The organism is Pseudomonas sp. SWRI179 (assembly GCF_014268705.1).
GTDB classification, from domain to species: domain Bacteria; phylum Pseudomonadota; class Gammaproteobacteria; order Pseudomonadales; family Pseudomonadaceae; genus Aquipseudomonas; species Aquipseudomonas zanjanensis.
Map to the genome: position 1 here is coordinate 25,951 of NZ_JABWRA010000041.1, position 22,455 is coordinate 48,405.

At 60.4% G+C, this 22,455-nt stretch carries 25 protein-coding genes and 1 tRNA gene; 17 read left to right on the forward strand and 9 right to left on the reverse strand.

From position 1 onward, the window contains the following. Positions 1 to 3 precede the first annotated feature (3 nt). Genes HU767_RS21190 through HU767_RS21205 form a run of 4 tightly spaced genes read left to right on the forward strand, consistent with a single transcriptional unit; the run spans position 4 to position 3,421 of the window. Positions 4 to 1,023 (forward strand): LacI family DNA-binding transcriptional regulator, encoded by a 1,020-nt coding sequence (locus HU767_RS21190; protein WP_186706632.1) that lies wholly within the window; start codon positions 4 to 6, stop codon positions 1,021 to 1,023. Between the two features lie 23 nt (positions 1,024 to 1,046). Then, the gene (gene rbsK / locus HU767_RS21195; protein WP_186730389.1) at positions 1,047 to 1,961 is read left to right on the forward strand and encodes a ribokinase; all 915 of its coding nucleotides are present in this window, start codon (positions 1,047 to 1,049) and stop codon (positions 1,959 to 1,961) included. Beyond that, the gene (rbsD, locus tag HU767_RS21200) at positions 1,958 to 2,362 is read left to right on the forward strand and encodes a D-ribose pyranase (RefSeq protein ID WP_186730390.1); all 405 of its coding nucleotides are present in this window, start codon (positions 1,958 to 1,960) and stop codon (positions 2,360 to 2,362) included. The genes rbsK and rbsD overlap by 4 nt, the downstream gene beginning before the upstream one ends. 30 nt (positions 2,363 to 2,392) lie before the next feature. Further along, entirely contained in the window at positions 2,393 to 3,421 is a 1,029-nt protein-coding gene (locus HU767_RS21205; protein ID WP_003203636.1) for a nucleoside hydrolase, read from the forward strand. A 46-nt stretch (positions 3,422 to 3,467) separates the two neighbouring features. On the opposite strand, the gene HU767_RS21210 is transcribed toward HU767_RS21205, so the two are convergent. After that, positions 3,468 to 3,665, reverse strand: a complete 198-nt coding sequence (locus HU767_RS21210) for a hypothetical protein (RefSeq protein ID WP_186706635.1) — start codon at positions 3,663 to 3,665, stop codon at positions 3,468 to 3,470. A 127-nt stretch (positions 3,666 to 3,792) separates the two neighbouring features. Here HU767_RS21210 and HU767_RS21215 point away from each other — a divergent pair, with 127 nt between their 5' ends. Both HU767_RS21215 and HU767_RS21220 read left to right on the forward strand, forming a co-directional pair. After that, positions 3,793 to 4,098: a hypothetical protein gene (locus HU767_RS21215; RefSeq protein ID WP_186706636.1), complete on the forward strand. Its 306-nt coding sequence runs from the start codon at positions 3,793 to 3,795 to the stop codon at positions 4,096 to 4,098. A 155-nt stretch (positions 4,099 to 4,253) separates the two neighbouring features. Further along, positions 4,254 to 4,568 (forward strand): I78 family peptidase inhibitor, encoded by a 315-nt coding sequence (locus HU767_RS21220; RefSeq protein ID WP_186730391.1) that lies wholly within the window; start codon positions 4,254 to 4,256, stop codon positions 4,566 to 4,568. Between the two features lie 68 nt (positions 4,569 to 4,636). Here HU767_RS21220 and HU767_RS21225 read toward each other — a convergent pair whose 3' ends face one another. Together HU767_RS21225 and HU767_RS21230 are read right to left on the reverse strand one after the other, a co-directional pair. Beyond that, positions 4,637 to 4,849, reverse strand: coding sequence for a cold-shock protein (locus HU767_RS21225; RefSeq protein WP_007905882.1), 213 nt, complete (start codon positions 4,847 to 4,849; stop codon positions 4,637 to 4,639). Positions 4,850 to 5,138: 289 nt separating this feature from the next. Then, positions 5,139 to 5,441, reverse strand: a complete 303-nt coding sequence (locus tag HU767_RS21230) for a hypothetical protein (RefSeq protein ID WP_186706638.1) — start codon at positions 5,439 to 5,441, stop codon at positions 5,139 to 5,141. A gap of 370 nt (positions 5,442 to 5,811) precedes the next feature. Here HU767_RS21230 and thrS point away from each other — a divergent pair, with 370 nt between their 5' ends. From thrS to HU767_RS21285, 11 genes are all read left to right on the forward strand, one after another. After that, entirely contained in the window at positions 5,812 to 7,734 is a 1,923-nt protein-coding gene (gene thrS / locus HU767_RS21235; protein WP_186730392.1) for a threonine--tRNA ligase, read from the forward strand. After that, on the forward strand, positions 7,734 to 8,285 hold the full coding sequence (infC, locus tag HU767_RS21240) for a translation initiation factor IF-3 (protein ID WP_169432615.1): 552 nt from the start codon (positions 7,734 to 7,736) through the stop codon (positions 8,283 to 8,285). Before thrS ends, infC begins: the two co-directional genes overlap by 1 nt. A gap of 60 nt (positions 8,286 to 8,345) precedes the next feature. Further along, positions 8,346 to 8,540 (forward strand): 50S ribosomal protein L35, encoded by a 195-nt coding sequence (rpmI, locus tag HU767_RS21245; RefSeq protein WP_002553160.1) that lies wholly within the window; start codon positions 8,346 to 8,348, stop codon positions 8,538 to 8,540. Between the two features lie 30 nt (positions 8,541 to 8,570). After that, the gene (gene rplT / locus HU767_RS21250) at positions 8,571 to 8,927 is read left to right on the forward strand and encodes a 50S ribosomal protein L20 (protein WP_002553161.1); all 357 of its coding nucleotides are present in this window, start codon (positions 8,571 to 8,573) and stop codon (positions 8,925 to 8,927) included. 109 nt (positions 8,928 to 9,036) lie between these two features. Next, positions 9,037 to 10,053 carry a phenylalanine--tRNA ligase subunit alpha gene (gene pheS / locus HU767_RS21255; RefSeq protein ID WP_186706639.1) on the forward strand — a complete coding sequence of 339 codons (1,017 nt, stop codon included), beginning with the start codon at positions 9,037 to 9,039 and terminating at the stop codon, positions 10,051 to 10,053. Between the two features lie 26 nt (positions 10,054 to 10,079). Continuing rightward, positions 10,080 to 12,458, forward strand: coding sequence for a phenylalanine--tRNA ligase subunit beta (pheT, locus tag HU767_RS21260; RefSeq protein ID WP_186730393.1), 2,379 nt, complete (start codon positions 10,080 to 10,082; stop codon positions 12,456 to 12,458). A 3-nt stretch (positions 12,459 to 12,461) separates the two neighbouring features. Next, positions 12,462 to 12,764 (forward strand): integration host factor subunit alpha, encoded by a 303-nt coding sequence (ihfA, locus tag HU767_RS21265; RefSeq protein ID WP_002553164.1) that lies wholly within the window; start codon positions 12,462 to 12,464, stop codon positions 12,762 to 12,764. Continuing rightward, complete coding sequence (locus HU767_RS21270) at positions 12,745 to 13,101, forward strand: MerR family transcriptional regulator (protein WP_003179985.1); 357 nt, start codon at positions 12,745 to 12,747, stop codon at positions 13,099 to 13,101. Before ihfA ends, HU767_RS21270 begins: the two co-directional genes overlap by 20 nt. Positions 13,102 to 13,190: 89 nt before the next feature. Next, positions 13,191 to 13,267, forward strand: a tRNA-Pro gene (locus tag HU767_RS21275). Between the two features lie 154 nt (positions 13,268 to 13,421). Beyond that, positions 13,422 to 13,661 carry a YceK/YidQ family lipoprotein gene (locus tag HU767_RS21280; protein ID WP_186706641.1) on the forward strand — a complete coding sequence of 80 codons (240 nt, stop codon included), beginning with the start codon at positions 13,422 to 13,424 and terminating at the stop codon, positions 13,659 to 13,661. A gap of 119 nt (positions 13,662 to 13,780) precedes the next feature. Further along, on the forward strand, positions 13,781 to 14,821 hold the full coding sequence (locus tag HU767_RS21285; protein ID WP_186730394.1) for a zinc-dependent alcohol dehydrogenase family protein: 1,041 nt from the start codon (positions 13,781 to 13,783) through the stop codon (positions 14,819 to 14,821). On the opposite strand, the gene HU767_RS21290 is transcribed toward HU767_RS21285, so the two are convergent. The 6 genes from HU767_RS21290 to HU767_RS21315 all read right to left on the reverse strand — a co-directional run bounded on the left by HU767_RS21290 (position 14,818) and on the right by HU767_RS21315 (position 22,455). Continuing rightward, positions 14,818 to 16,839 carry a DKNYY domain-containing protein gene (locus tag HU767_RS21290; RefSeq protein ID WP_186730395.1) on the reverse strand — a complete coding sequence of 674 codons (2,022 nt, stop codon included), beginning with the start codon at positions 16,837 to 16,839 and terminating at the stop codon, positions 14,818 to 14,820. The two genes, HU767_RS21285 and HU767_RS21290, sit on opposite strands and share 4 nt — an antisense overlap. Before the next feature lie 229 nt (positions 16,840 to 17,068). Beyond that, positions 17,069 to 17,332 (reverse strand): hypothetical protein, encoded by a 264-nt coding sequence (locus HU767_RS21295; protein WP_186706645.1) that lies wholly within the window; start codon positions 17,330 to 17,332, stop codon positions 17,069 to 17,071. Between the two features lie 60 nt (positions 17,333 to 17,392). Continuing rightward, a complete protein-coding gene (locus tag HU767_RS21300; RefSeq protein ID WP_186730396.1) occupies positions 17,393 to 18,499 on the reverse strand; it encodes a glycosyl transferase in 1,107 nt (368 codons plus the stop codon). Continuing rightward, entirely contained in the window at positions 18,490 to 19,599 is a 1,110-nt protein-coding gene (gene wecB / locus HU767_RS21305; RefSeq protein ID WP_186730397.1) for a UDP-N-acetylglucosamine 2-epimerase (non-hydrolyzing), read from the reverse strand. Before wecB ends, HU767_RS21300 begins: the two co-directional genes overlap by 10 nt. Continuing rightward, a complete protein-coding gene (locus HU767_RS21310; protein ID WP_186730398.1) occupies positions 19,596 to 21,182 on the reverse strand; it encodes a GMC oxidoreductase in 1,587 nt (528 codons plus the stop codon). The genes wecB and HU767_RS21310 overlap by 4 nt, the downstream gene beginning before the upstream one ends. Beyond that, on the reverse strand, positions 21,172 to 22,455 hold the full coding sequence (locus HU767_RS21315; RefSeq protein ID WP_186730399.1) for an NAD-dependent epimerase/dehydratase family protein: 1,284 nt from the start codon (positions 22,453 to 22,455) through the stop codon (positions 21,172 to 21,174). Before HU767_RS21315 ends, HU767_RS21310 begins: the two co-directional genes overlap by 11 nt.

The following is a 22,455-nucleotide window of genomic DNA, read 5'->3' on the forward strand; positions in this document are numbered from 1 at the left end:
ACCATGGCGACGATCAAGGATGTAGCGGCGCTCGCGGGTATTTCCTACACCACCGTGTCCCACGTGGTGAACAAGACGCGACCGGTCAGCGAGGAGGTGCGGCTCAAGGTCGAGGCGGCCATCGAGCGCCTGGACTACGTGCCCAGCGCCGTGGCCCGGTCGCTCAAGGCCAAGACCACGGCGACCATCGGCCTGCTGGTGCCCAACAGCCTCAACCCTTACTTTGCCGAACTGGCCCGGGGCATCGAGGATTACTGTGAGCGCAACGGCTATTGCGTGATCCTGTGCAACTCCGACGACAACCCGGACAAGCAACGCAGCTACCTGCGGGTATTGCTGGAAAAACGTATCGATGGGCTGATCTTCGCGTCCACCGGCGGTGATGTCGGCCTGGCCGAGGGGCTGGCCAACGTGCGCACGCCCATGGTGATCGTCGACCGCGGGCTCGAGGGTGTCGATGCGGACCTGGTGCGCATCGATCATGAATACGGCGCCTACCTGGCGACCCGGCATCTGTTGGAGCTGGGGCACCGCGATATTGCCTTCATTGGCGGCCCGGCCAATACCAGCGTGGCGCAAATGCGCTTGGCCGGTTACTGCCGAGCGCTGAAAGAGGCGGGGATCGAGTTGCCCGTCGAGCGCATGCTCGAAAGCGACTTCACCAGTACCGGCGGCTACCGCGCCGCTGCGCAACTGCTTGAGCGGCAGCCGCCCAGCGCGATCTTTGCGGCCAACGACATGATCGGCATCGGTGTGCTGCGTGCCGCCGCCGAACGCAACGTGCGCGTGCCCAGCGAACTGTCGGTCATCGGTTTCGACGACATCCAGATGAGCCGTTATGTCTATCCGGCGTTGACCACGGTGGGGCAGTCGATCCTGCAGCTTGGCGAGATGGCGGCCGAAGTGCTGCTGCTGCGTATCGCGACGCCGAGCCTTGCCACCGATCAGCGGATCGTGACGCCGAGTATTGTCCTGCGAGAGTCGACTGCACCGCTGTCCGGTACATTCGCCCAATACCGCTGAACCGAATTGATGAGTAGTGATGTATGCCAGCAAAAGTAGTGGTAATAGGCAGCCTGAACATGGACCTGGTGACCCGGGCGCCGCGCCTGCCCCGTGGCGGTGAAACGCTGATTGGTCATTCGTTCGCCACCATCCCGGGCGGCAAGGGCGCCAACCAGGCGGTCGCCGCCGCGCGCCTGGGGGCGCAAGTGTCGATGGTGGGTTGCGTGGGCAGCGATGCCTACGGCGAGCAATTGCGCGGCGCGCTGCTGGTCGAGGGCATCGACTGCCAGGCGGTGCGCGTGGTGGAGGATTCAAGTGGCGTGGCGCTGATTGTCGTCGATGACAACAGCCAGAATGCCATCGTCATCGTCGCCGGCGCCAACGGAGCACTCACCGCCGAGGTCTTGGACAGTGTCGATGCAGTGCTGCAAAGCGCCGATGTCATCATCTGCCAGTTGGAAGTGCCGGACGCCACCGTCGGCCATGCCCTCAAGCGCGGCCGTGAGTTGGGCAAAATCGTCATTCTCAACCCCGCACCGGCTTCCCATGCGTTGCCGGCCGACTGGTATGCCTGTGTCGATTATCTGATTCCCAATGAAAGCGAAGCCGCGGTGCTGAGCGGGCTGGCGGTGGAATCGTTGGAAACCGCCGAAGCCGCCGCAGCGCATCTGATCGCCGCCGGTGCCGGCAAGGTGATCGTGACCCTGGGGGCCCAGGGCTTGATGTTCGCCAACGGTGCCAGCTTCGAACATTTCCCGGCCCCGCGGGTCAAGGCGGTGGACACCACGGCGGCCGGAGACACCTTTGTCGGCGGCTTCGCGGCAGCCCTGGCCGGCGGCAAGAACGAAGTCGAAGCGATTCGTTTCGGTCAGGCCGCCGCCGCGCTGTCGGTCACCCGATCCGGCGCGCAACCTTCAATTCCCACATTGCTGGACGTACAGGCTTTCAAATCATGAAAAAGACGCCGTTGTTGAATGTGGCACTGTCCCGACTGATCGCCTCCCTCGGCCACGGAGACAAGGTGGTCATCGGCGATGCCGGTCTGCCTGTGCCGCCCCAGGTCGAATTGATCGACCTGGCCCTGACCCATGGCATTCCTGACTTTGTCAGCACCTTGAAGGTGGTGCTCAGCGAAATGCAGGTGGAAAGCCATGTGTTGGCCGAGGAAATCCTCGACAAGCAACCGTCGGCCCTGACGACCCTGCAAGCGCTGAATGCAGAGGGTGCGCTGGGTGAGCGGACGCTGGTCAGTCATGAGCAATTCAAGGTCATCAGCCGACAGGCGCGGGCGATCATTCGCACCGGCGAGTGCTCGCCATACTGCAATATCGTGCTGGTCGCTGGAGTGACGTTCTAATCCCGTTCAACCCTGCACAAGGAGTGCGCCATGCACCGCTATGCTCAGAAAATGCATCAACTGATCCGGAGTCTGCTGCTTTTGTCACTGATCACCGCAACGAGCGCCCAGGCGGCGGAAAAAATTGACTTGATCATCGACACCGATCCAGGCGCTGACGACGTGGTGGCGCTGCTGTTCGCCCTGGCATCGCCCGAGGAACTGCATATCCGTGCGCTGACCACCGTCGCCGGCAATGTGCGCCTGGACAAGACCTCGCGCAACGCTCGCCTGGCCCGTGAATGGGCGGGGCGCGAAGACGTGCCGGTCTATGCCGGTGCGCCGAAACCGTTGATGCGCACGCCCATCTACGCGGAAAACATCCATGGCAAGGAAGGCCTGTCGGGTGTCACGGTACATGAGCCGAAGAAGGGGTTGGCCGAGGGCAATGCCGTCAACTACCTGATCGACACGCTAAAGGCCGCCAAGCCCCACAGCATCACCATTGCGATGCTGGGTCCGCAGACCAACCTGGCGCTGGCCTTGGTCCAGGAGCCCGATATCGTCCAGGGCATCAAGGAAGTGGTGATCATGGGCGGCGCGCACTTCAACGGCGGTAATATCACGCCGGTGGCCGAGTTCAATCTGTTCGCCGACCCGCAGGCGGCCGAGGTGGTGGCCAAGAGCGGCGTGAAGCTGACCTACCTGCCGTTGGACGTGACCCACAAGATCCTCACCAGCGAAGCGCGCCTGAAGCAGATCGCGGCGTTGAACAATAACGCCAGCAAGCTGGTGGGCGATATTCTCAACGAATACGTCAAGGGCGACATGGAGCACTACGGCATGACGGGCGGGCCGGTGCATGACGCGACGGTGATTGCCTACCTGCTCAAGCCGCAATTGTTCACCGGCCGTTCGGTCAATGTCGTCGTGGACAGCCGCGAGGGGCCAACGTTCGGGCAGACCATCGTTGACTGGTACGACGGCTTGAAGGCACCGAAGAACGCGTTCTGGGTGGAAAACGGTGATGCCCAGGGCTTCTTCGATCTGCTGACCGAGCGCCTGGCGCGCCTGAAGTAACTTGCCTGACATGTGCCCGCAGGCCGGAGCTGCGGGTGCATGAGCCTCAATCCACGGCGTCGACGATGCTCGGGTAGCGTTCGAAGGCTTGCTGGATGAAATCGCGTGCGACCTCCGTTCCCAGCTCCTTCACCAACAATTCTATACCGATGAGCGCCAGTTCCTCCGGGCTGCCCGGGCTATAGGAGCTGTGGCCCTGCGACCATTTGGCATTGATGGTGGCTTCGATGCTGACGGTGCTCATGGTCGGGCTCGCGAGTTGGAGGTCTGTAGGCTGAGTTAACCATTTTTGCCGAGGATTTGGCACTGCGACTTAGGCATTGGGGGAGGGCTGTGCGACACTTGGTCTTTTATTTTTAAGGAGCCCCACCGTGCAGATCGATTTGAACGCTCCTGATGGCCTGACCGTCGAGGCGGTTCGTCAGTTGCTGGCCTCGGCCAGTGATGACGAGCATACCCAGCTGCGCGTGACCAAAGGCGGCATCGCCTATTTGTCCTCGGGCGTGGTCGGCGGCACCGACATCGACGGTTTACGGTTTCGCCTCGAGACCTGGGCGAAGGGTTCGGGCTACGTCGGGCGTGTCGCTGCCAGTGACGAGGTTTGGGTCATGCAGATCTACAACGCGCTGAAGGACAACTGGCCCAATCCGCCCTTCGATTACATCGACGTTTATTGAGTCGCGTTCATATCCAGTCACGATTCAAGCCTGAACAGCGGGAGCGGGCTCAGGCAAACTGCCAGCTTTCCCAGTCTGATGGCTGCGGTGTTGCAACCAAGCGCCGTTTAGGTTGTCGCACGCTCACTGTTTATTCATCGAAAAAAGGAGGCTTCATGCCTTGGAAGCTCGCGTCATTGAGTACTTTGCTGGCCGCCATGATCTTGAGCGGTTGCAGCAACACCTCTGAATCGACCCCTGAACCTGTGGCGGCCGAGACCGGTCACAGCCGCTGCGAAGCAAAGGCCGCCGAGTTCGCCATTGGAAAGAAAGCTTCGCCAGAGCTGCTGGAGCAGGCCCGTACCCGTGCCGGCGCGCAGAATGCGCGGATCCTCAAGCCCAACGACATGGTGACGCTTGAATATCGCTCCGATCGCCTGAACCTCAACACCGATGCCAACCTGGTGATCAATCGAGTGAACTGCGGCTGATCGACGCTTTTCAATCGCCCATAAAAAACCCCGTCACATGGACGGGGTTTTTTTAGTACGCGGAGAAATTACTCAGCGCGAACCTGTGCAGCTTGCATACCCTTTTGGCCTTTCTCAGCCACGAAGGAAACGGTCTGGCCTTCTTTCAGGCTTTTGAAACCGTCGCTTTCGATAGCTTTGAAGTGTACGAACAGGTCGTCACCGCCACCTTGAGGAGTGATGAAGCCGAAGCCTTTTTCATCGTTGAACCATTTAACGGTGCCGGTTTGGCGATTAGACATGGTGTATCTCCAAGAAACATATATTTTCAGTGTACTGTGCTGCTCAGGCCAACTGGGCACACCCGGGTATCATAGTCGAAATGTTCGATTTGGGAGCCCCCCGCAGGCGTTGTTTGCCAATCAGTCGTGTTTACTTTATCGCCTTTACCCGCTGAAAGGCCCGGTTTTAAAGGCTTTCAGCCGAAAGTAAAGACGATAAAAAAAGCTGAAAAACCTGCATAAATCAAAGAAAAAAGCCTTTATTCGAGCCTTTTTATCCCTGTCGGGCGCCTCGCAAGGCTCCGATTATTCATTTTTTCGCGGGCGGGTTGGCCTTGCATTTGGCGATCTGCCCCAATGCCTTTTGCTGCAGCTCCGGGGTGGCCTTGTTGTCCATCAAGGCCTGGATGTCCGAGGCAGGGTAGGACTTGATCGCATCGGCGCCACAGGCACAATGGGACTTGGCCGCGGCCGCGCCGATCTGGGGTGTTGCCGCCTCCGTGCATTGGGCCATGTATTTTTCGCGCTCGCCCTTGGGCCAGTCGGCATGGGCGGTCAGTGGAAGCAGCAGGGCGAGGGGGGCGACTACTGCGAACAATGTATTCAGACGCATGCGAAGATGCTCCTTTCGGGTCGATGTCTTGTTATCTGAGGCGTTGCGCTCGCTTCAGTTCAGCACTCTGGCATAAAAACCCTGGATTTACGTCTGCTTCAATTCCCACGCGGCGATGACCGTTCATCTGTGCTAGCATGCCGGGCTCGGCTATTTCCAGGCTGCGGATGATCGTTCGTCCCGGTGGCAAATAACCCGAATAACCCTGATTTGAATCCCAGTCACTCTGGTTCGGTTTCCCGGTTGGCCGCAAGGCTCCTGCCGCTGTAAGGCAGGCGTTCGTCATTGAATGGCCTGGACTGGATCTTGTACTGGCTCATCCCAACCCACGTGACCTTTGGTAGGGGTCACCACTAGGAGAGGAGGCGCCATGCCAACTATTACTCTTCCCGACGGCAGTCAACGTTCGTTCGATCACCCGGTTTCCGTAGCCGAGGTCGCCGCATCCATCGGTGCTGGCCTGGCCAAGGCCACCCTGGCCGGCAAGGTCAATGGCAAACTGGTCGACGCCAGTGACGTCATCGACAGCGACGCCACGCTGCAAATCATCACGCCCAAGGATGAAGAGGGGCTGGAGATCATTCGCCACTCTTGCGCGCACCTGGTCGGCCATGCGGTCAAGCAGCTGTACCCGAGCGCGAAGATGGTCATCGGGCCGGTCATCGATGAAGGCTTCTATTACGACATCGCCTTCGAACGTCCTTTCACCCCGGACGACATGGCGGCCATCGAACAGCGCATGCAGCAGCTGATCGAGAAAGATTACGACGTCATCAAGAAAGTCACCCCGCGCGCCGAAGTCATCGAAGTCTTCAAGGCCCGTGGCGAGGACTACAAGCTGCGTCTGGTGGAAGACATGCCGGACGAGCAGGCCATGGGCCTGTACTACCACGAAGAATACGTCGACATGTGCCGCGGCCCGCACGTGCCGAACACGCGCTTCCTGAAATCCTTCAAGCTGACCAAGCTGTCCGGCGCCTACTGGCGTGGCGACGCGAAGAACGAGCAGTTGCAGCGCGTCTACGGCACCGCCTGGGCGGACAAGAAGCAACTGTCGGCCTATATCCAGCGCATCGAAGAAGCCGAAAAGCGCGATCACCGCAAGATCGGCAAGCGCCTGGGCCTGTTCCATACCCAGGAAGAGTCCCCGGGCATGGTGTTCTGGCACCCGAACGGCTGGACCCTGTACCAGGTGCTCGAGCAGTACATGCGCCAGGTTCAGCGTGAGAACGGCTACTTGGAGATCAAGACGCCGCAAGTGGTCGACCGCAGCCTGTGGGAGAAATCCGGGCACTGGGCCAACTACGCCGACAACATGTTCACCACCCAGTCGGAAAACCGCGACTACGCCATCAAGCCGATGAACTGCCCGTGCCACGTGCAGGTGTTCAACCAGGGCTTGAAGAGCTACCGCGAACTGCCAATGCGCCTGGCCGAGTTCGGTGCCTGCCACCGCAACGAGCCGTCGGGTGCGCTGCACGGCATCATGCGCGTGCGTGCGTTCACCCAGGACGATGCGCACATCTTCTGCACCGAAGAGCAGATGCAGGCCGAATCCGCCGCGTTCATCAAGCTGACCATGGACGTCTATCGCGACTTCGGGTTCACCGAGGTCGAGATGAAGCTGTCCACTCGTCCGGAAAAACGCGTCGGCTCCGATGAGCTGTGGGATCGCGCCGAAGCGGCCCTGGCCGCCGCCCTTGATAGCGCGGGGCTTGCGTACGACCTTCAGCCAGGCGAGGGCGCCTTCTACGGTCCGAAGATCGAATTTTCGCTGAAAGATTGCCTCGGTCGCGTGTGGCAGTGTGGTACCTTGCAGCTCGATTTCAACCTGCCGATCCGTCTGGGCGCTGAATATGTGTCCGAAGACAACAGCCGCAAGCACCCGGTCATGCTTCACCGCGCGATCCTCGGTTCGTTCGAGCGTTTCGTCGGGATTCTGATCGAACACTACGAGGGCGCGTTCCCTGCGTGGCTGGCGCCGACCCAGGCAGTGATCATGAATATCACTGATAAACAGGCAGATTTTGCCGCTGAAGTCGAAAAAACTCTCAACCAAAGCGGATTTCGTGCCAAGTCCGACTTGAGAAATGAAAAGATCGGCTTTAAAATCCGCGAGCATACTTTGCTCAAGGTTCCCTTTCTCTTGGTTATTGGAGATCGGGAGGTCGAGATGCAGACTGTCGCTGTGCGTACTCGTGAAGGTGCTGACCTGGGCTCGATGCCCGTCGCCGAATTCGCTGAGTTCCTCGCGCAAGCGGTTTCCCGGCGTGGTCGCCCAGATTTGGAGTAATTATTATTAAGCGTGAAATGAGACAAGATAAACGAGCTGCACCGAAAGCCCCGATCAACGAGAATATCTCGGCACGCGAGGTTCGGTTAATTGGCGCTGACGGCGAGCAGATTGGCATCGTCTCGATTGATGAAGCGCTTCGTATTGCTGAAGAAGCCAAGCTTGATCTGGTAGAAATCTCCGCGGACGCAGTCCCACCGGTTTGCCGGGTGATGGACTACGGCAAGTCGATCTTCGAAAAGAAGAAGCAGATTGCCGCGGCGAAGAAAAACCAGAAGCAGATTCAGGTAAAAGAAATCAAGTTTCGTCCAGGGACGGAGGAAGGGGATTACCAGGTAAAACTGCGCAACCTGGTACGTTTCCTGAGTGATGGGGACAGGGCCAAGGTATCCTTGCGATTCCGCGGCCGTGAGATGGCCCACCAGGAGCTGGGGATGGAACTCCTCAAGCGGGTTGAACAAGACCTGCTCGAGTACGGTTCGGTCGAACAGCATCCTAAGATGGAAGGACGCCAGCTGATCATGGTCATCGCCCCGAAAAAGAAGAAGTAATCACCAGGGCACGGCAGGCCTTGCGATTATGTTTATCAACTGAATGCGGAGTATCCGAACATGCCAAAGATGAAGACCAAAAGTGGTGCTGCTAAGCGGTTTCTGAAAACTGCTAACGGTATCAAGCACAAGCACGCTTTCAAGAGCCACATCCTGACCAAAATGTCGACCAAGCGTAAGCGTCAACTGCGCGGTAGCAGCTTGCTGCATCCGTCTGACGTGGCAAAAGTCGAGCGCATGCTGCGCCTTCGTTAATTTTTGGATCAAGAATAGAGGAAGTAACTCATGGCTCGTGTAAAGCGTGGCGTCATTGCCCGTAAACGTCACAAAAAAATTCTGAAACTTGCTAAAGGCTACTACGGCGCGCGTTCCCGCGTATTCCGTGTTGCCAAGCAAGCGGTAATCAAGGCAGGCCAATACGCCTACCGTGACCGTCGTCAGAAAAAACGTCAGTTCCGCGCTCTGTGGATCGCTCGTATCAACGCTGGTGCTCGTGTTAACGGTCTGTCCTACAGCCGTTTCATCGCTGGCCTGAAAAAAGCGTCCATCGAGATCGACCGTAAGGTTCTGGCTGATCTGGCAGTGAACGAAAAAGCGGCGTTTGCTGCGATTGTCGAGAAAGCTAAAGCCACCTTGGCTTAAGTACCCCCGGCAGTCACCGGGGTCCACCTCTGTGGGCCCGGGTGTCAAACGTCATAAATAGGGGAAGAGCCTTAAAGCTCTTCCCCTATTTTGTATCTGGAGTCTGTACATGGAAAACCTGGACGCGCTGGTCGCTCAAGCACTAGAGGCTGTGCAAAGCGCTGAAGATATCAATGCCCTGGAGCAAATCCGGGTTCACTACCTTGGCAAGAAGGGCGAGTTGACTCAGGTGATGAAGACCCTGGGGAACCTGCCAGCCGAAGAGCGTCCGCAGGTCGGTGCGCTGATCAACGTTGCCAAGGAGCGTGTCACAGAGGTCCTCAATGCGCGCAAGGCGTTGTTCGAGGAGGCGGACCTGGCTGCCAAGCTCGCCGCCGAGTCCATCGACGTGACCCTGCCTGGCCGTGGCCAGACTTCTGGTGGCCTGCATCCGGTCACCCGGACCCTGGAACGCATCGAGCAGTTCTTCACCCACATCGGCTACGGCATTGCCGAAGGCCCCGAGGTCGAAGACGACTATCACAACTTCGAGGCGCTCAACATCCCAGGCCATCACCCGGCCCGGTCGATGCACGACACCTTCTATTTCAACGCGAACATGCTGTTGCGCACCCATACCTCGCCGGTACAGGTCCGCACCATGGAATCGCAGCGGCCGCCGATCCGCATCGTCTGCCCAGGCCGTGTGTATCGCAGCGACTCCGATATCACCCACTCGCCGATGTTCCATCAGGTCGAAGGCTTGCTGGTTGATCGCGACATCAATTTCGCCGACCTCAAAGGCACTATCGAAGAGTTCCTGCGGGTGTTCTTCGAAAAAGAGCTGGCCGTGCGTTTCCGCCCTTCGTACTTCCCGTTCACCGAGCCCTCGGCGGAAGTCGACATGGAATGCGTGATGTGCAGCGGCAAAGGCTGCCGCGTCTGTAAGCAGACGGGCTGGCTGGAAGTCATGGGCTGCGGCATGGTTCACCCGAACGTGCTGCGCATGTCCGGAATCGATCCGGAAGAATTCTCGGGCTTTGCCTTCGGCATGGGCGTGGAACGCCTGGCCATGCTGCGTTACGGCGTGAACGACTTGCGTCTGTTCTTCGACAACGACTTGCGGTTCCTCGCGCAATTTCGCTAGTCGTAACGAACCTTTAGGAGAGCAGGATGAAATTCAGTGAACAATGGCTGCGCGGCTGGGTAAGCCCGCAGGTAAGCCAGGACGAGCTGGTTGCTCGCCTGTCGATGGCCGGCCTCGAGGTCGATAGCGTGACGCCGGCCGCCGGTGCATTCAGCGGTGTGGTGGTGGGCGAGGTGCTGGGCACCGAGCAGCACCCTGACGCCGACAAGCTGCGGGTTTGCCAGGTCAGCAATGGCGCGGAAACCTTCCAGGTCGTCTGTGGCGCGCCCAACGTGCGCCCGGGCCTGAAGATCCCGTTCGCCATGATCGGCGCCGAACTGCCGGGCGACTTCAAGATCAAGAAAGCCAAGCTGCGCGGCGTCGAGTCCAACGGCATGTTGTGCTCCCAGGCCGAACTGCAGATTGGCGAAGGCAACGATGGCCTGATGGAGCTTCCGGCGGATGCGCCGGTGGGTCAGGACATTCGTGAATACCTGGGCCTGGACGACGCGAGCATCGAGGTCGACCTGACGCCGAACCGTGGCGACTGCCTGTCCCTCGCGGGTCTGGCCCGTGAAGTCGGCGCGTTGTATGCCGCTCCTGTGACGCGTCCGACGGTTGCGACCGTGCCGGCCGTGCATGACGAAGTGCGTTCGATTGAAGTCCTGGCGCCGGCGGCATGTCCGCGGTACCTGGGCCGCGTCATCCGTAACGTCGACCTGTCCAAGCCGACGCCGCTGTGGATGGTCGAGCGCCTGCGTCGCGCCGACGTGCGCAGCATCGACGCCGCCGTCGACATCACCAACTATGTCATGCTGGAGCTGGGTCAGCCGCTGCATGCGTTCGATCTCGCCGAAATCAACGGTGGCATCCGCGTACGCATGGCCGAAGAAGGCGAGAAGCTGGTGCTGCTCGACGGCCAGGAAGTGACCCTGCGCAGCGACACCCTGGTGATTGCCGACCACGCCCGCGCCCTGGCGATTGCCGGCGTGATGGGTGGCGAGCACAGTGGCGTATCCGCCACCACCCGCGATGTATTCCTGGAAAGCGCGTTCTTCGACCAGATCGCCGTCGCTGGCAAGGCTCGTTCCTATGGCCTGCACACCGACGCCTCGCACCGCTACGAGCGAGGCGTGGACTGGCAGCTGGCCCGTGAAGCCATGGAGCGCGCCACCGGCCTGCTGCTGGATATCACCGGTGGCGAAGCCGGGCCGGTCATCGAGACTGTCAGCGAACAGCACCTGCCCAAGATTGCACCGATCACCCTGCGTGCCCAGCGCATCACCCAGATGCTGGGCATGGAAATGGATTCGGCCGAAGTCGAACGCCTGCTCAGCGCCCTGGGCCTGAACATCAGCGCCGATGGGGCAGGGCAGTGGCGCGTCGAAGTGCCAAGCCATCGCTTCGATATCAGCCTGGAAGTCGACCTGATCGAAGAATTGGCCCGCCTGTACGGCTACAACCGCCTGCCGGTTCGCTACCCGCAAGCCCGCCTGGCGCCACAAGCCAAGGCTGAAGCCCGCAGCGACCTGCCGGAACTGCGCCGCCTGCTGGTGGCCCGTGGGTATCAGGAAGCGATCACCTACAGCTTCATCGATCCACGCCAGTTCGAGCTGTTCAGCCCGGGCGTCGAGCCGCTGTTGCTGGCCAACCCGATCTCCAACGACATGGCCGCCATGCGTTCGTCCCTGTGGCCGGGCCTGGTCAAGTCGCTCCAGCACAACCTGAACCGCCAGCAGGATCGCGTGCGCCTGTTCGAAAGCGGCCTGCGTTTTGTCGGTCAGTTGGAAGGCTTGAAGCAAGAGCCGATGTTGGCCGGTGTCGTCTGTGGCAGTCGCTTGCCGGAAGGCTGGGCGCAAGGTCGCGATGTCGTCGACTTCTTCGACGTCAAGGCTGACGTGGAAGCGGTGCTGGGCTTCGCCGGCGCGCTCGACGCATTCACTTTCGTACCGGGCAAGCACCCGGCGCTGCATCCGGGGCAGACTGCGCGGATCGAGCGAGACGGGCGTGAAGTCGGCTATGTCGGTGCCATTCACCCGGAACTGTCGAAAACCTTGGGCCTTGATCGTCCTGTCTTCGTTTTCGAGCTGGTCCTGGCCGAAGTGGCACAGGGGAAAATGCCGAAATTCCAGGAGTTATCGCGCTTTCCTGAAGTACGCCGTGACCTTGCGCTGCTGGCCGACCGTGAGGTCGCTTCCAGTGCTGTACTGGAGGTAATTCGTGAAAATGCAGGCGAATGGCTAACGGACCTCAGGCTATTTGACGTGTATCAGGGTAAAGGTATTGATCCGCATAGAAAAAGCCTTGCAGTCGGCTTGACCTGGCAGCATCCATCGCGCACTCTTAATGACGATGAGGTGAATACCGCAACGCAAAATATCCTCACCTCGCTCGAAACCAGGTTGAACGCCACGTTAAGGAAGTGACGTATGGGGGCTCTGACGAAAGCTGAGATGGCGGAACGTCTGTATGAGGAGCTGGGCCTGAATAAACGGGAGGCCAAAGAATTGGTCGAACTGTTTTTCGAAGAAATCAGGCACGCTCTGGAAGACAACGAACAGGTCAAGTTGTCCGGTTTCGGCAATTTCGACCTTCGGGACAAACGCCAGCGGCCTGGCCGCAATCCGAAAACGGGAGAAGAAATCCCGATCACGGCTCGCCGTGTGGTCACCTTTCGTCCAGGGCAGAAGTTGAAGGCCCGAGTTGAGGCTTATGCTGGAACCAAGTCATAACGACGAACTACCCGTCATCCCGGGCAAACGCTACTTCACCATTGGTGAAGTCAGCGAGCTGTGTGCGGTAAAACCACACGTGCTGCGCTACTGGGAGCAGGAGTTTCCTCAACTCAACCCGGTCAAGCGCCGCGGAAACCGCCGGTATTATCAGCGACAAGACGTGCTGATGATCCGGCAGATCCGCGCGCTGCTGTACGACCAGGGGTTCACCATCGGCGGCGCACGCCTGCGCCTCTCCGGTGATGAGGCCAAGGACGATACAACCCAGTACAAACAGATGATCCGCCAGATGATCGCCGAGCTTGAAGATGTGCTGGTGGTGCTCAAGAAATAATTTCTGCTTTTAAATACTTCCAGTTTTCAAAAGCTTGCGTTATATTCCTGAGCGTTCCGCTGAGAAGCGGAACAAGATTCACGCCTAGTCGGGGCGTAGCGCAGTCCGGTAGCGCACTAGCATGGGGTGCTAGGGGTCGAGTGTTCGAATCACTCCGTCCCGACCATATTTACTGAGTAAAATCAGACAGTTAAGCCGATCATATAGATCGGCTTTTTTGTGCCTGCGAAAAATTTGTGGCCATGTTCCTTCGCATCCGGTGCTGAAGATTCGACTAAGCCTGCCTGCGCAGCCGGGCAAAAGCATAATAAGGACACTACGTGCTACGGAAAGCGGTTCTACTGGTGCTGATCACCAGCCTAAGCGGCTGCATGGCCACCGCGATGCGAATGGACTACGACAAGCACCGATGCCCCTACATCGGCCTGCGCTTTGATTGGTGGCTGGTGGGCACGTCCAAAGGAAAGCTGATCCCTTTCCTGCTGATCGACGCACCGTTCTCCTTGGTGGTCGATACCGTATTCTTCCCTTTCGAATATCAATACAGCTGCAACCTCTAAGCGACAGAGGCTCTTACGTGCAGGGGCGTTTGTGGCTACTGTTGACGTTTGTGTGTGCCCAGGCCAGTCCGCGAGCCAGGGTTCAGGCATAGCGCTTTTCCAAAGTAGAGGGATCCTGCATGAAAGCCGTCGTTTACGAAGCCTTTTCCCAACCTCCACATGTGATGACCGTCGAAGATCCAACCCCCGAGCGTCACGGTGTGGTTGTCCAGGTCCTCGGCACGGGCGTATGCCGAAGCGACTGGCATGGCTGGAAAGGCCATGACCCTGACATTCAGCTGCCCCATGTGCCCGGTCACGAGTTGGCCGGGATCGTGGCGGAGGTGGGCAAGGACGTCACCCGATGGAAGGTGGGCGATCGCATTACCGTGCCTTTTGTTGGTGGCTGTGGCGCGTGCCCGGAATGCAATAGCGGCAACCAGCAGGTGTGCCACAGCCAGTTTCAGCCGGGGTTCACCCATTGGGGCTCTTTCGCCGAGTATGTGGGGATTCACCAGGCGGATTTGAACCTGGTTGCGCTACCGGACAACATGGACTTCGCCACGGCGGCGAGCCTGGGTTGTCGGTTCGTCACGTCGTTCCGTGCGGTGGTCGATCAAGGCAAGGTCACGGCGGGCCAGTGGGTGGCGGTTCATGGTTGTGGTGGTGTGGGGCTGTCAGCGGTGATGATCGCCCACGCTGTCGGGGCGAACGTTATCGCGATTGATATCTCCGACGATAAGCTCAAGCTTGCCCAGTCGCTTGGTGCCGTTGCGACGGTCAATGCCAGCCGTGTGGCGGATGTGACCGAGGCGGTGCTTGAGATGACGAAGGGCGGCGCTCATGTTTCGTTGGATGCGCTCGGTCATCCAACGACCTGCTTCAACTCCATCAACAATCTGAGACGGCGTGGCCGGCATGTCCAGGTCGGTTTGATGCTGGCCGATCACAGCACGCCGGCGATCCCGATGAGCAAAGTCATTGCCTATGAGCTGGAAATCTGTGGCAGCCATGGCATGCAGGCTCACCGTTACGGCGCGATGATGGACATGATCACGTCCGGCAAGCTGGCGCCTGAAAAACTGGTGGGCAAGACCATCAGCCTCGAACAATCCATTGATGCGCTTATGAACATGGACCGGTTCGACACGGCAGGGGTGACGGTGGTGACGCAGTTCTAGACGCTTGCCACCGGCTGGCCGAGAGACTCCCGATACTGTGCTTCATCGACCTCGGTCAGGGTTGCATAACCGTCGTAGTAGTACATTCGGTTCCTGTCCCGAGCATAGCGCTCACTCAGGAATTCCAGGGTGGCCAGGTCGATACGCTTGGCGCTGACGGGCCGTCGGTGACAGAACAACTTGCGCGTTCCCAGTTGCAGGAAATCGGGGTGGGGCACGCGGACTTCATCGGGGTCGAACGGTACATCCAGCGGCTTGCCTTCCGAGAGGATCAGGGTAGGGCTGACGGCATAGGTGCCGAGAATGCGGGTATCCGAGGGATGTAGGCGTTTTTTCGCCTCGCCGTAGTAATAGACCGCATTTTGATCCTGGGCCCAGCCATGGCCGCAGGACTCGAAGGTGGCCACATGGGCCTTACGAATCGGTTCGGGAGGATGGTAGAAAACCCGGTGGCAGAACACGGTTTTGCCGTCGGTCAGGTAGGGCCCACCGAGCGCGCGGAAATGCTCCGCGGGTTCTTGGGAAAACCGTTCGGGCACTTGCGTTTCGGCGTTATGAAACGGGATCAAATACAAGCCCTGGGCATCGCCGCACAGGTGCGTGTCGAGCAATTTGAAACTCGCTGCGTCCAGCCCGTTGATCACGCGGCCATGGAAATACACTTGGTCGCCTAGTTCGAAACCTTGACCGATGGCCTGTAGCGACTGCGTTTGCGTGTGGGTTTGCGCGGCCTCGGTTGTTGCCCGCAAACGGTGCCACCAATAGCCCTCCAACTGCGGATGAGCCGCGAAATAAGGTGCCCAGGCCTCTTGCATGGCCGTATCGATGATCCCGTCTGAGCCCAGCGGGCCGTGCTTGTCGCCTGCCAGCACGGGGGAGTAATCCTGGTCATTGCGACAGAGTTGGGTCACGACGAAGCTTTGCGCGTCGACATCGAGGCGTTTCTGGCGCCTGTAGATGTGCCGGTGATCACGGTAATAGTCGAACCCCAAATGGCGAAAGCTCGGACCGTGGGCGTCACGCACGCGGGTCCCGGCGGCGTAGACGAAACTGTCGTCCACGGCAAAATAATCATCCTCGTATTCGTTGGCGCTGACCACGCGGCCGCACTCATCGAACGTCGGCTGCCAGCACTTGAGCAGGTGGAAATCGCCAACGTAGCGGATGCTCTTGCCGGTCAGGTAATAGGCGCGTTGCTTGTCCTTGGCGTAGCGTTCATTCAGCACGGTGAAGGTTGCCAGGTCGGCATTGTCGATGCGGTAGAAGTATTCATAGGAAATGCTTGAACCTTGCTGCGCTTGCACGATGATCGACTGTCCGTCGGTTCCCCAGCGTTGGGCGAGCATCTGGAAGTCGTCCGGGCTTGCCACCGGCAGCGGCGTGCCGTTCTTCTGGTGCAAGGGCTTGAAGCCCTTGTAGACCTGATCGTCGATCACTCGATAGGACGGGTGATTGCAATACCGCACCCGCGCCGTGGCGCTGACGAAAAGTTGCCCTTGCAGAAAGAGATGCACACCGTCGCTGAACAGGGCAGACGCTGAAGTCACCGAGGCGGGCGACTCTGGCAACAGGGCCAGGCTGTCGGGTCGGGCCTCGGGAATCTGGCTGATCGCGTACTCGCCGAACCAATAGGCGCCGGCTGCGTCACGCCAGTACTGGTGGCCGAGGCTTTCCAGGCCGTTGTCGAACCGAAACGGCAAGGTTTGGAGCGCGTGGTAGCCGTGGCGTGCCCGGTAGGCTGGAAGCAGGTAGTAATCGCGCAGGACGTCGCGCAAGACCCAAGGGCTGCGTCGATGCCGCCAAACCGGCTGACCGGCCAGCAAGGGCGAGGGCGGATAGTGCCCGGCGCTGGCAGATTGTGCCAACTCGCCGGGGCGTGCACCTTCAGGGCTGAGCATGATGTACACATCAGGCACTTGCCCGTCGCCCAGCAGCACGCCGTCCATGAACGCGAAGCCTTGATGCCATTCAAGGTTAAGCGGTTCCCAGTCAGCCTTATCCGTCCCTGTGATTGTCATGTCAGTGCGATCTGCCCTCCAGATAGGTGGAACACCAAACCAAAGACCGCCGCCGCCACGCTCAAAAAATGAACTTGAACAGCGCAATCACCACGATCAGGCCAATCAGGAAAATGATGCCTACGGTGCCGCCAAGGAATTTCAACATAAGAACGCTCTCATCGGATGGGCTTAATCGTCTAGACCGCCACCGATCACGCGCGTTTCGTCGAATATTCAGCCGTGATGATCAATGGACCGCAAAAGACCTCGGCACTGGCACATGCTCGAATTTCGAGATGGTCTTGATCCAGTAGCGACGATAGTCCGTCTGGTCCGGCGCCAGCGGTGCGTGGCTGGACCACGGATGTTTCTCCTTCAGGCTGGCGCGGTACGCTTCCCATTCTTTCTGTTCGGCCACTTCCCGGGCTTTGCTCCGGTCGTCGAACCAGCCCAGCACGTAAGCTTCGCCCTGATCCGTGCCGTGCGCTATCAGCAAATAAATTTCTGTCATGACTGACCTACCGTTCCGTCCTGCGCCCCAGTGGTGGGGGCTTATCCGGGGTATCGGCCGTTATGGCGCGTGTTTGAGGTTGATCGCAGAAAAACGCTGGGCCCAATGATGGGCGTCACGAAACTGCTGAACAGCCGAACAATCGCTTTGACTGGCGAGCGCTTCGACGGCGGTTTTGCGCAAATCGGTGCCTTCCTCCACGATCCAGACGCCCGGCTCCCGGTCGCGCAGGGCCATTTCACCGAAGCGGGTGGAAATGACGGGCAGGCCGAGGGCGCGGTATTCGTAGTATTTGATCGGATCGACCGAGGCGGTCAGGCGATTGCGCTTGAACGGGATCAAACCCACCGAAAACCTTGCCATGGCCGCGATTGCACTGGCATGGGAGCACTCGGGGAGCAGCTCGATGTTGGCCGGCAGCATGTAAGGCGCGGGTGTGAAGACGGGGCCGATCAGCCGGACGAGATTGCCAGGATTGGCCCGTGCCAGCGCGATAACCAGGTTCCAGTCGAACCAACGACCCAGCGTGCCGACATAACCCAGCACCTGCTGCTTGGCACCCAGGTCCAGGCGCTCGACCGGCACCAGTCCATGCAGGTCACAGGCGTTGAGGGCCAGTGCTACCGGGGCGGTGATGCCCAGGAGTTTGTCGCGAAGCGGGTTGGACGACGCCAGTACCGTGCCCACCCGTCGAATGAGCTGCGCCTGGCGACGTTCCATGGACCTGCGTGACAGGCCCCGGTAAAAGGCCGGGAAATCGTCCATGGCATCGTAGACGGCGGGGCTTTGGGGAATCAGCGCCAGCAACTGCAAGGCCAGTTCGGAAGGTTTTCCCACACAGATCATGCAGGGCCCATGGGCAGCAAATGCCACGGCCTCGCTGAACAGGTTACGCCACAGTCGCTTGAGCAGCATGGCTGAGCCTGGCAGGGGCTCGATGGGTAAGCTACGGGGTTTGCGGACCTGCAACCAGGGTGGAACGCTGGCGCTTTGCTGATCGGCGACGGGCGGCTTGCCCCTGAAATCGTTCAGCGTGGGTAAGCGTGTCGGGTACGGATCGATCCAGAGCACCGGCGCCCCAGTCTGGTGGTGATACCAATCGACGAAGTGATGGGGGCGCTGGCTGAAGCTGGCCCATGGCAGCGGCGACAGGTAAATCATGCGCATGGCTGGAAGTACTGCCTTAACACATCGACGATACGTGCTGCGGCCTTGCCGTCGCCATAGGGAGAAACCCCACGTGCCATGACTTGGTAAGCCTCGGGATCATCGAGCAGGCGCTGCGCCTGTTCGACGATGGTGTCCCGGTTGGCGCCCACCAGCTTGACCACGCCGAGGTCGACCGCCTCCGGGCGTTCGGTTTCCTCCCGCAGCACCAGCACGGGTTTGCCCAGGGCCGGGGCTTCTTCCTGCACCCCCCCGGAGTCACTGATGATCAGGTACGAGCGCTTCATTGCCGCGATAAACGGCGCGTAATCCAGGGGTGCGCAGAGGAGGATGTTCGGGGTCTGGCCGAGCAGTTGGTGCGCGACCTCCTTGACGTTCGGGTTGGGATGGACGGGATAGAGGACCTGGATGCCCGGGTTCCGTTCGGCCAGGTGCTTGAGGGCCTGGCAGATATTCTGGAACGGTTCACCGAAATTCTCCCGCCGATGGGAGGTGACCAGCACCAGGCGCTTGCTCGCGTCCAATGGGACAGCCAAGGCGCAGTCCTGTGCCGCGGTCATCAGCAGGGCATCGATCACGGTATTGCCGGTCAGGGTGATATCGCTGGCGCTGACGCCTTCGCGCAGCAGGTTGTCCACGGCGCCCTGGGTGGGCGCGAAATGCCAGCGAGTCAGCTTGCCGGCGATGACCCGGTTGGCTTCCTCGGGGAACGGATTGCGGAGGTCCCCGGTACGCAGGCCCGCTTCGACATGGCCGAAGGGAATCTGTCGGTAGAAACACGCCAAGGCGGCACTCATGACCGTGGTCGTGTCGCCTTGAGCCAGGACGACGTCGGGCTGCTCGGCTTGCAAGACGCTGTCGAGTTCGAGCAGCAGGCGAGAGGTCAGGGCCGCCAATGACTGGTTGGGACGCATGATGTCCAGGTCCAGGTCGGCCGTGATTGCGAAGCCGTCCAGGATCTGGTCCAACAGGCCTCGGTGCTGGGCGGTGGCGAGCACCCGGCAAGCGATATTCCTTTCGGCCTGGAGCGCCTTGATCACGGGCGCCATCTTGATGGCTTCCGGACGCGTACCAACGATGCAAAGTACCTTGTGGGTCATGCCTTTTGATGTCCTATCGTGGTGGCAAGTGAGCGGGCTATCCGGTCCGCATTGGCCATGAGGGTCAGCGTGTGGGACTTTTCGGTGAGCCTGGGCAAGCAGGCACCGTCGACAACATGCACACCGGGCAAGCCGGCGACTTCGCCAAGGCGATCGGTCTGGCCGATCCGGGGCGTCGCGTGCATGGGCAGCGTGCCCGCATAGTGGATATCTGCCCCCGGCCTGCCGACGGTGAAGCTCATGGGCATCAACAGCGCGCCCATTTTCCAATAGATCCGGCGCAGTTTTGTCTCGGCAGTCTTCATGAGGCCGGGGAGTTCGGGATGCACGTGGCCGTTGATGCTCAACGAGCCATCGGGGCGCAAGGCCGCCGTGTTGTGGGACAGGTGCCCGGGCAGGAAGAGGTTCCCGACGACGCAGGCACTGAGCAGGTTTTTCAGCAACTCGATGCTGTGGCGTTTGCTCAGGGGGAGCCGGCTGACAAACTCGGTCATGGGCAAGCCTGTGGTGCTGAACGTCGAGCCGAAAGCCGTGGCACTGGACGATAGCTGAAGGGCGAACGATAGCTGGCCCAGGCCAAAGGCCGGCGCCCTCGGCGTTCCGAGCATTGTTGGCAGCCACAACAGGAAGGCCGCTGTCGGCGATGACAGCAGCGGTATCGGGGCCGAATGATTCAGGCCCTTGAGGGCGAGCCGGGTCGAGGCCAGGGTGCCCGCCGCCAACAACAGGCGTGTACCGCAGAAGCGCCGGGAGGAGCGATGATCGGTGACCGCCCACGAACCGTCCTGTCTCTGCAGATCCTCCACGAGGAAATCCTGGACGTGCTGGAATCCCGGGTACTGCTTGAGTTTTTGCAGTTCTTGCGACGCGCTATACAAGGCCTGGTTGTGACAGCCCCACAAGCAGTTTCCCGACAGGTCGCAGGCCTTGCGCGCGTCCAGGGGCTGGCTCAAGACGGCCACCCGGGAGCGGCCAAGGCGAAACCCCTGCTCGGGAAACGCCGAACGCCGCCGGGCGTACTGATCGAGCAGGCGTTGGTGCAGGGCATCCAGCGGCAGCGGCGGTTGCGACCATTCATCGAGGCCGAAATAGCTTGAAAGGTCATCGTCGATCCGGCCGCTGATGCCGATCCGGCGGGCGACGGTTTCGTAGGACGCTTGCATCTCGGCATGATCGATGGGCAGCCCGGCTAAGTCGCGGGCACCCAGCGTTGCCACGCCGCAGCCCCAGGCATTGGACAAGCCTCCGGTGGCCAGGGAGCCGATGCCGATAAAGTTGTCGGTCTCGATGCGATTGCCGGCGCTGAACCCTTCGAAGACATGGGCGTGGGTCGGTGTCTTCAGCTTGGGCGATACCGCGTCCAGTTGGTTCAAGGCGTGGAAGTTATCGCCGATCATCCATTTCCACTGATGCGCGTCGTTGGCCCTGGCGCTGAGGAACGGGCGGGTTGGCAGCACCGATGAACCGATGCTGGCCTGGGCATCGACCATGAGGACTTTCAGGCCCGCCTTGACCAACGGATAGGCAACCGACGTCCCGGCCGGGCCACTGCCGACAATGATCACATCGAATTCAGGCTTCACGCTGGGCTTCACTTTCACGCAGCAGTTGACGGGCAAAGGGCCGGCCTAACATCGCCGCTAGTTTCCACGTCAACGCTTTGATCGCGGTGAGTCCCAGTGCTACCAGCGTGGCAACAGGGCTGCGCGATTGTTGGACGTCCAGAAACACCTGGGCGCCCTGGGGGCTGGCTTCGGCGATAGCGAGTGCAACCTGCAGGCGCCAGGCCAGCGCCTGGCCGTCGGGCTTGCCCAGGACGCCGGGGGTGTCCAGCAGCGTCAGCAGTATCGGCCAGCTCATCAGCAAGCGTGAGCTAATGACGGGGCGGGTTTTCCCCCCACGCTCCAGTGCCCTGACATAGCGACTGACCAGGCTTCTTTGCGGTGGGCATTTGAGCAGATAGTTCAAGAGAACCGTGGCTTCCTGGAGAAGCCCCCGACGTTGCCCACGGCCGGAGCGATGCATGCCGTGGGCGAGCGGGCGTAGTTGAACGCCGAGTTTTTGCAGGGAACGCTCACTGTCCATGGGCGGCAGGTGGACGAGGGAAAAAATCCGCTCCAGGCCCAGCTTCGCGCCCAAGGAGTGTCCCAGCAACCGACGCAACAGCCTGAGCAATGCCACCGGCAGGGGAATTGGCAGGCGAACGGCACGGACCCGGTGCGCTGCTATCGCCCCCAGGAAGCGGTCGAAGGCAATCGGCTGCACGGCGCCCAGGTTGAGGATTTCGGCACGAATGTCGTCCCGCTCGACGACGGCCAATATCGAGGCCGCGAGGTCATCGACATGGATGGGTTGTACGCAAGGCGCTGGCCAGAGAATCGGAATGAACGGACTTCGGCGAACCAGCCCCGACAACAGGCCAAAGAGCCCGCGTTCGGGACCACCGTAGACTTGCCCGGGGCGGATCACGGTGCCCCCGGCGGCCAGCACATGCTGTTCGATGCGCCACTTGGTCCGGCCATAAACGCTCGGGGCCGTGGGCTCGGCGGTTTGGCTGGAGATGAAGATGAACCTGGCCGAGCCTTGTTGGGCGCATCGGATCAGCGCCAGGGCCGCGTTGACTTCATCGTCCGCGTCGTTGTCGGCACCGGTCGAGGTGTCGGCCGCCAAATGGATCAGCGCCTGAGTGCCGGCCGGGCATTCCGGCGCCGGACCCCGCAGGTCATAGGGAAGCCAGGCATAGGGGGCAGGGCCCGGGTGGCGGGTGGCGCAAATGACCTCGTATCCCCTTGCCGTCGCGAGGGCGGACAAACGTTGCCCGATGTAGCCTGTCGCGCCGGTTATCAATAGCTTCAT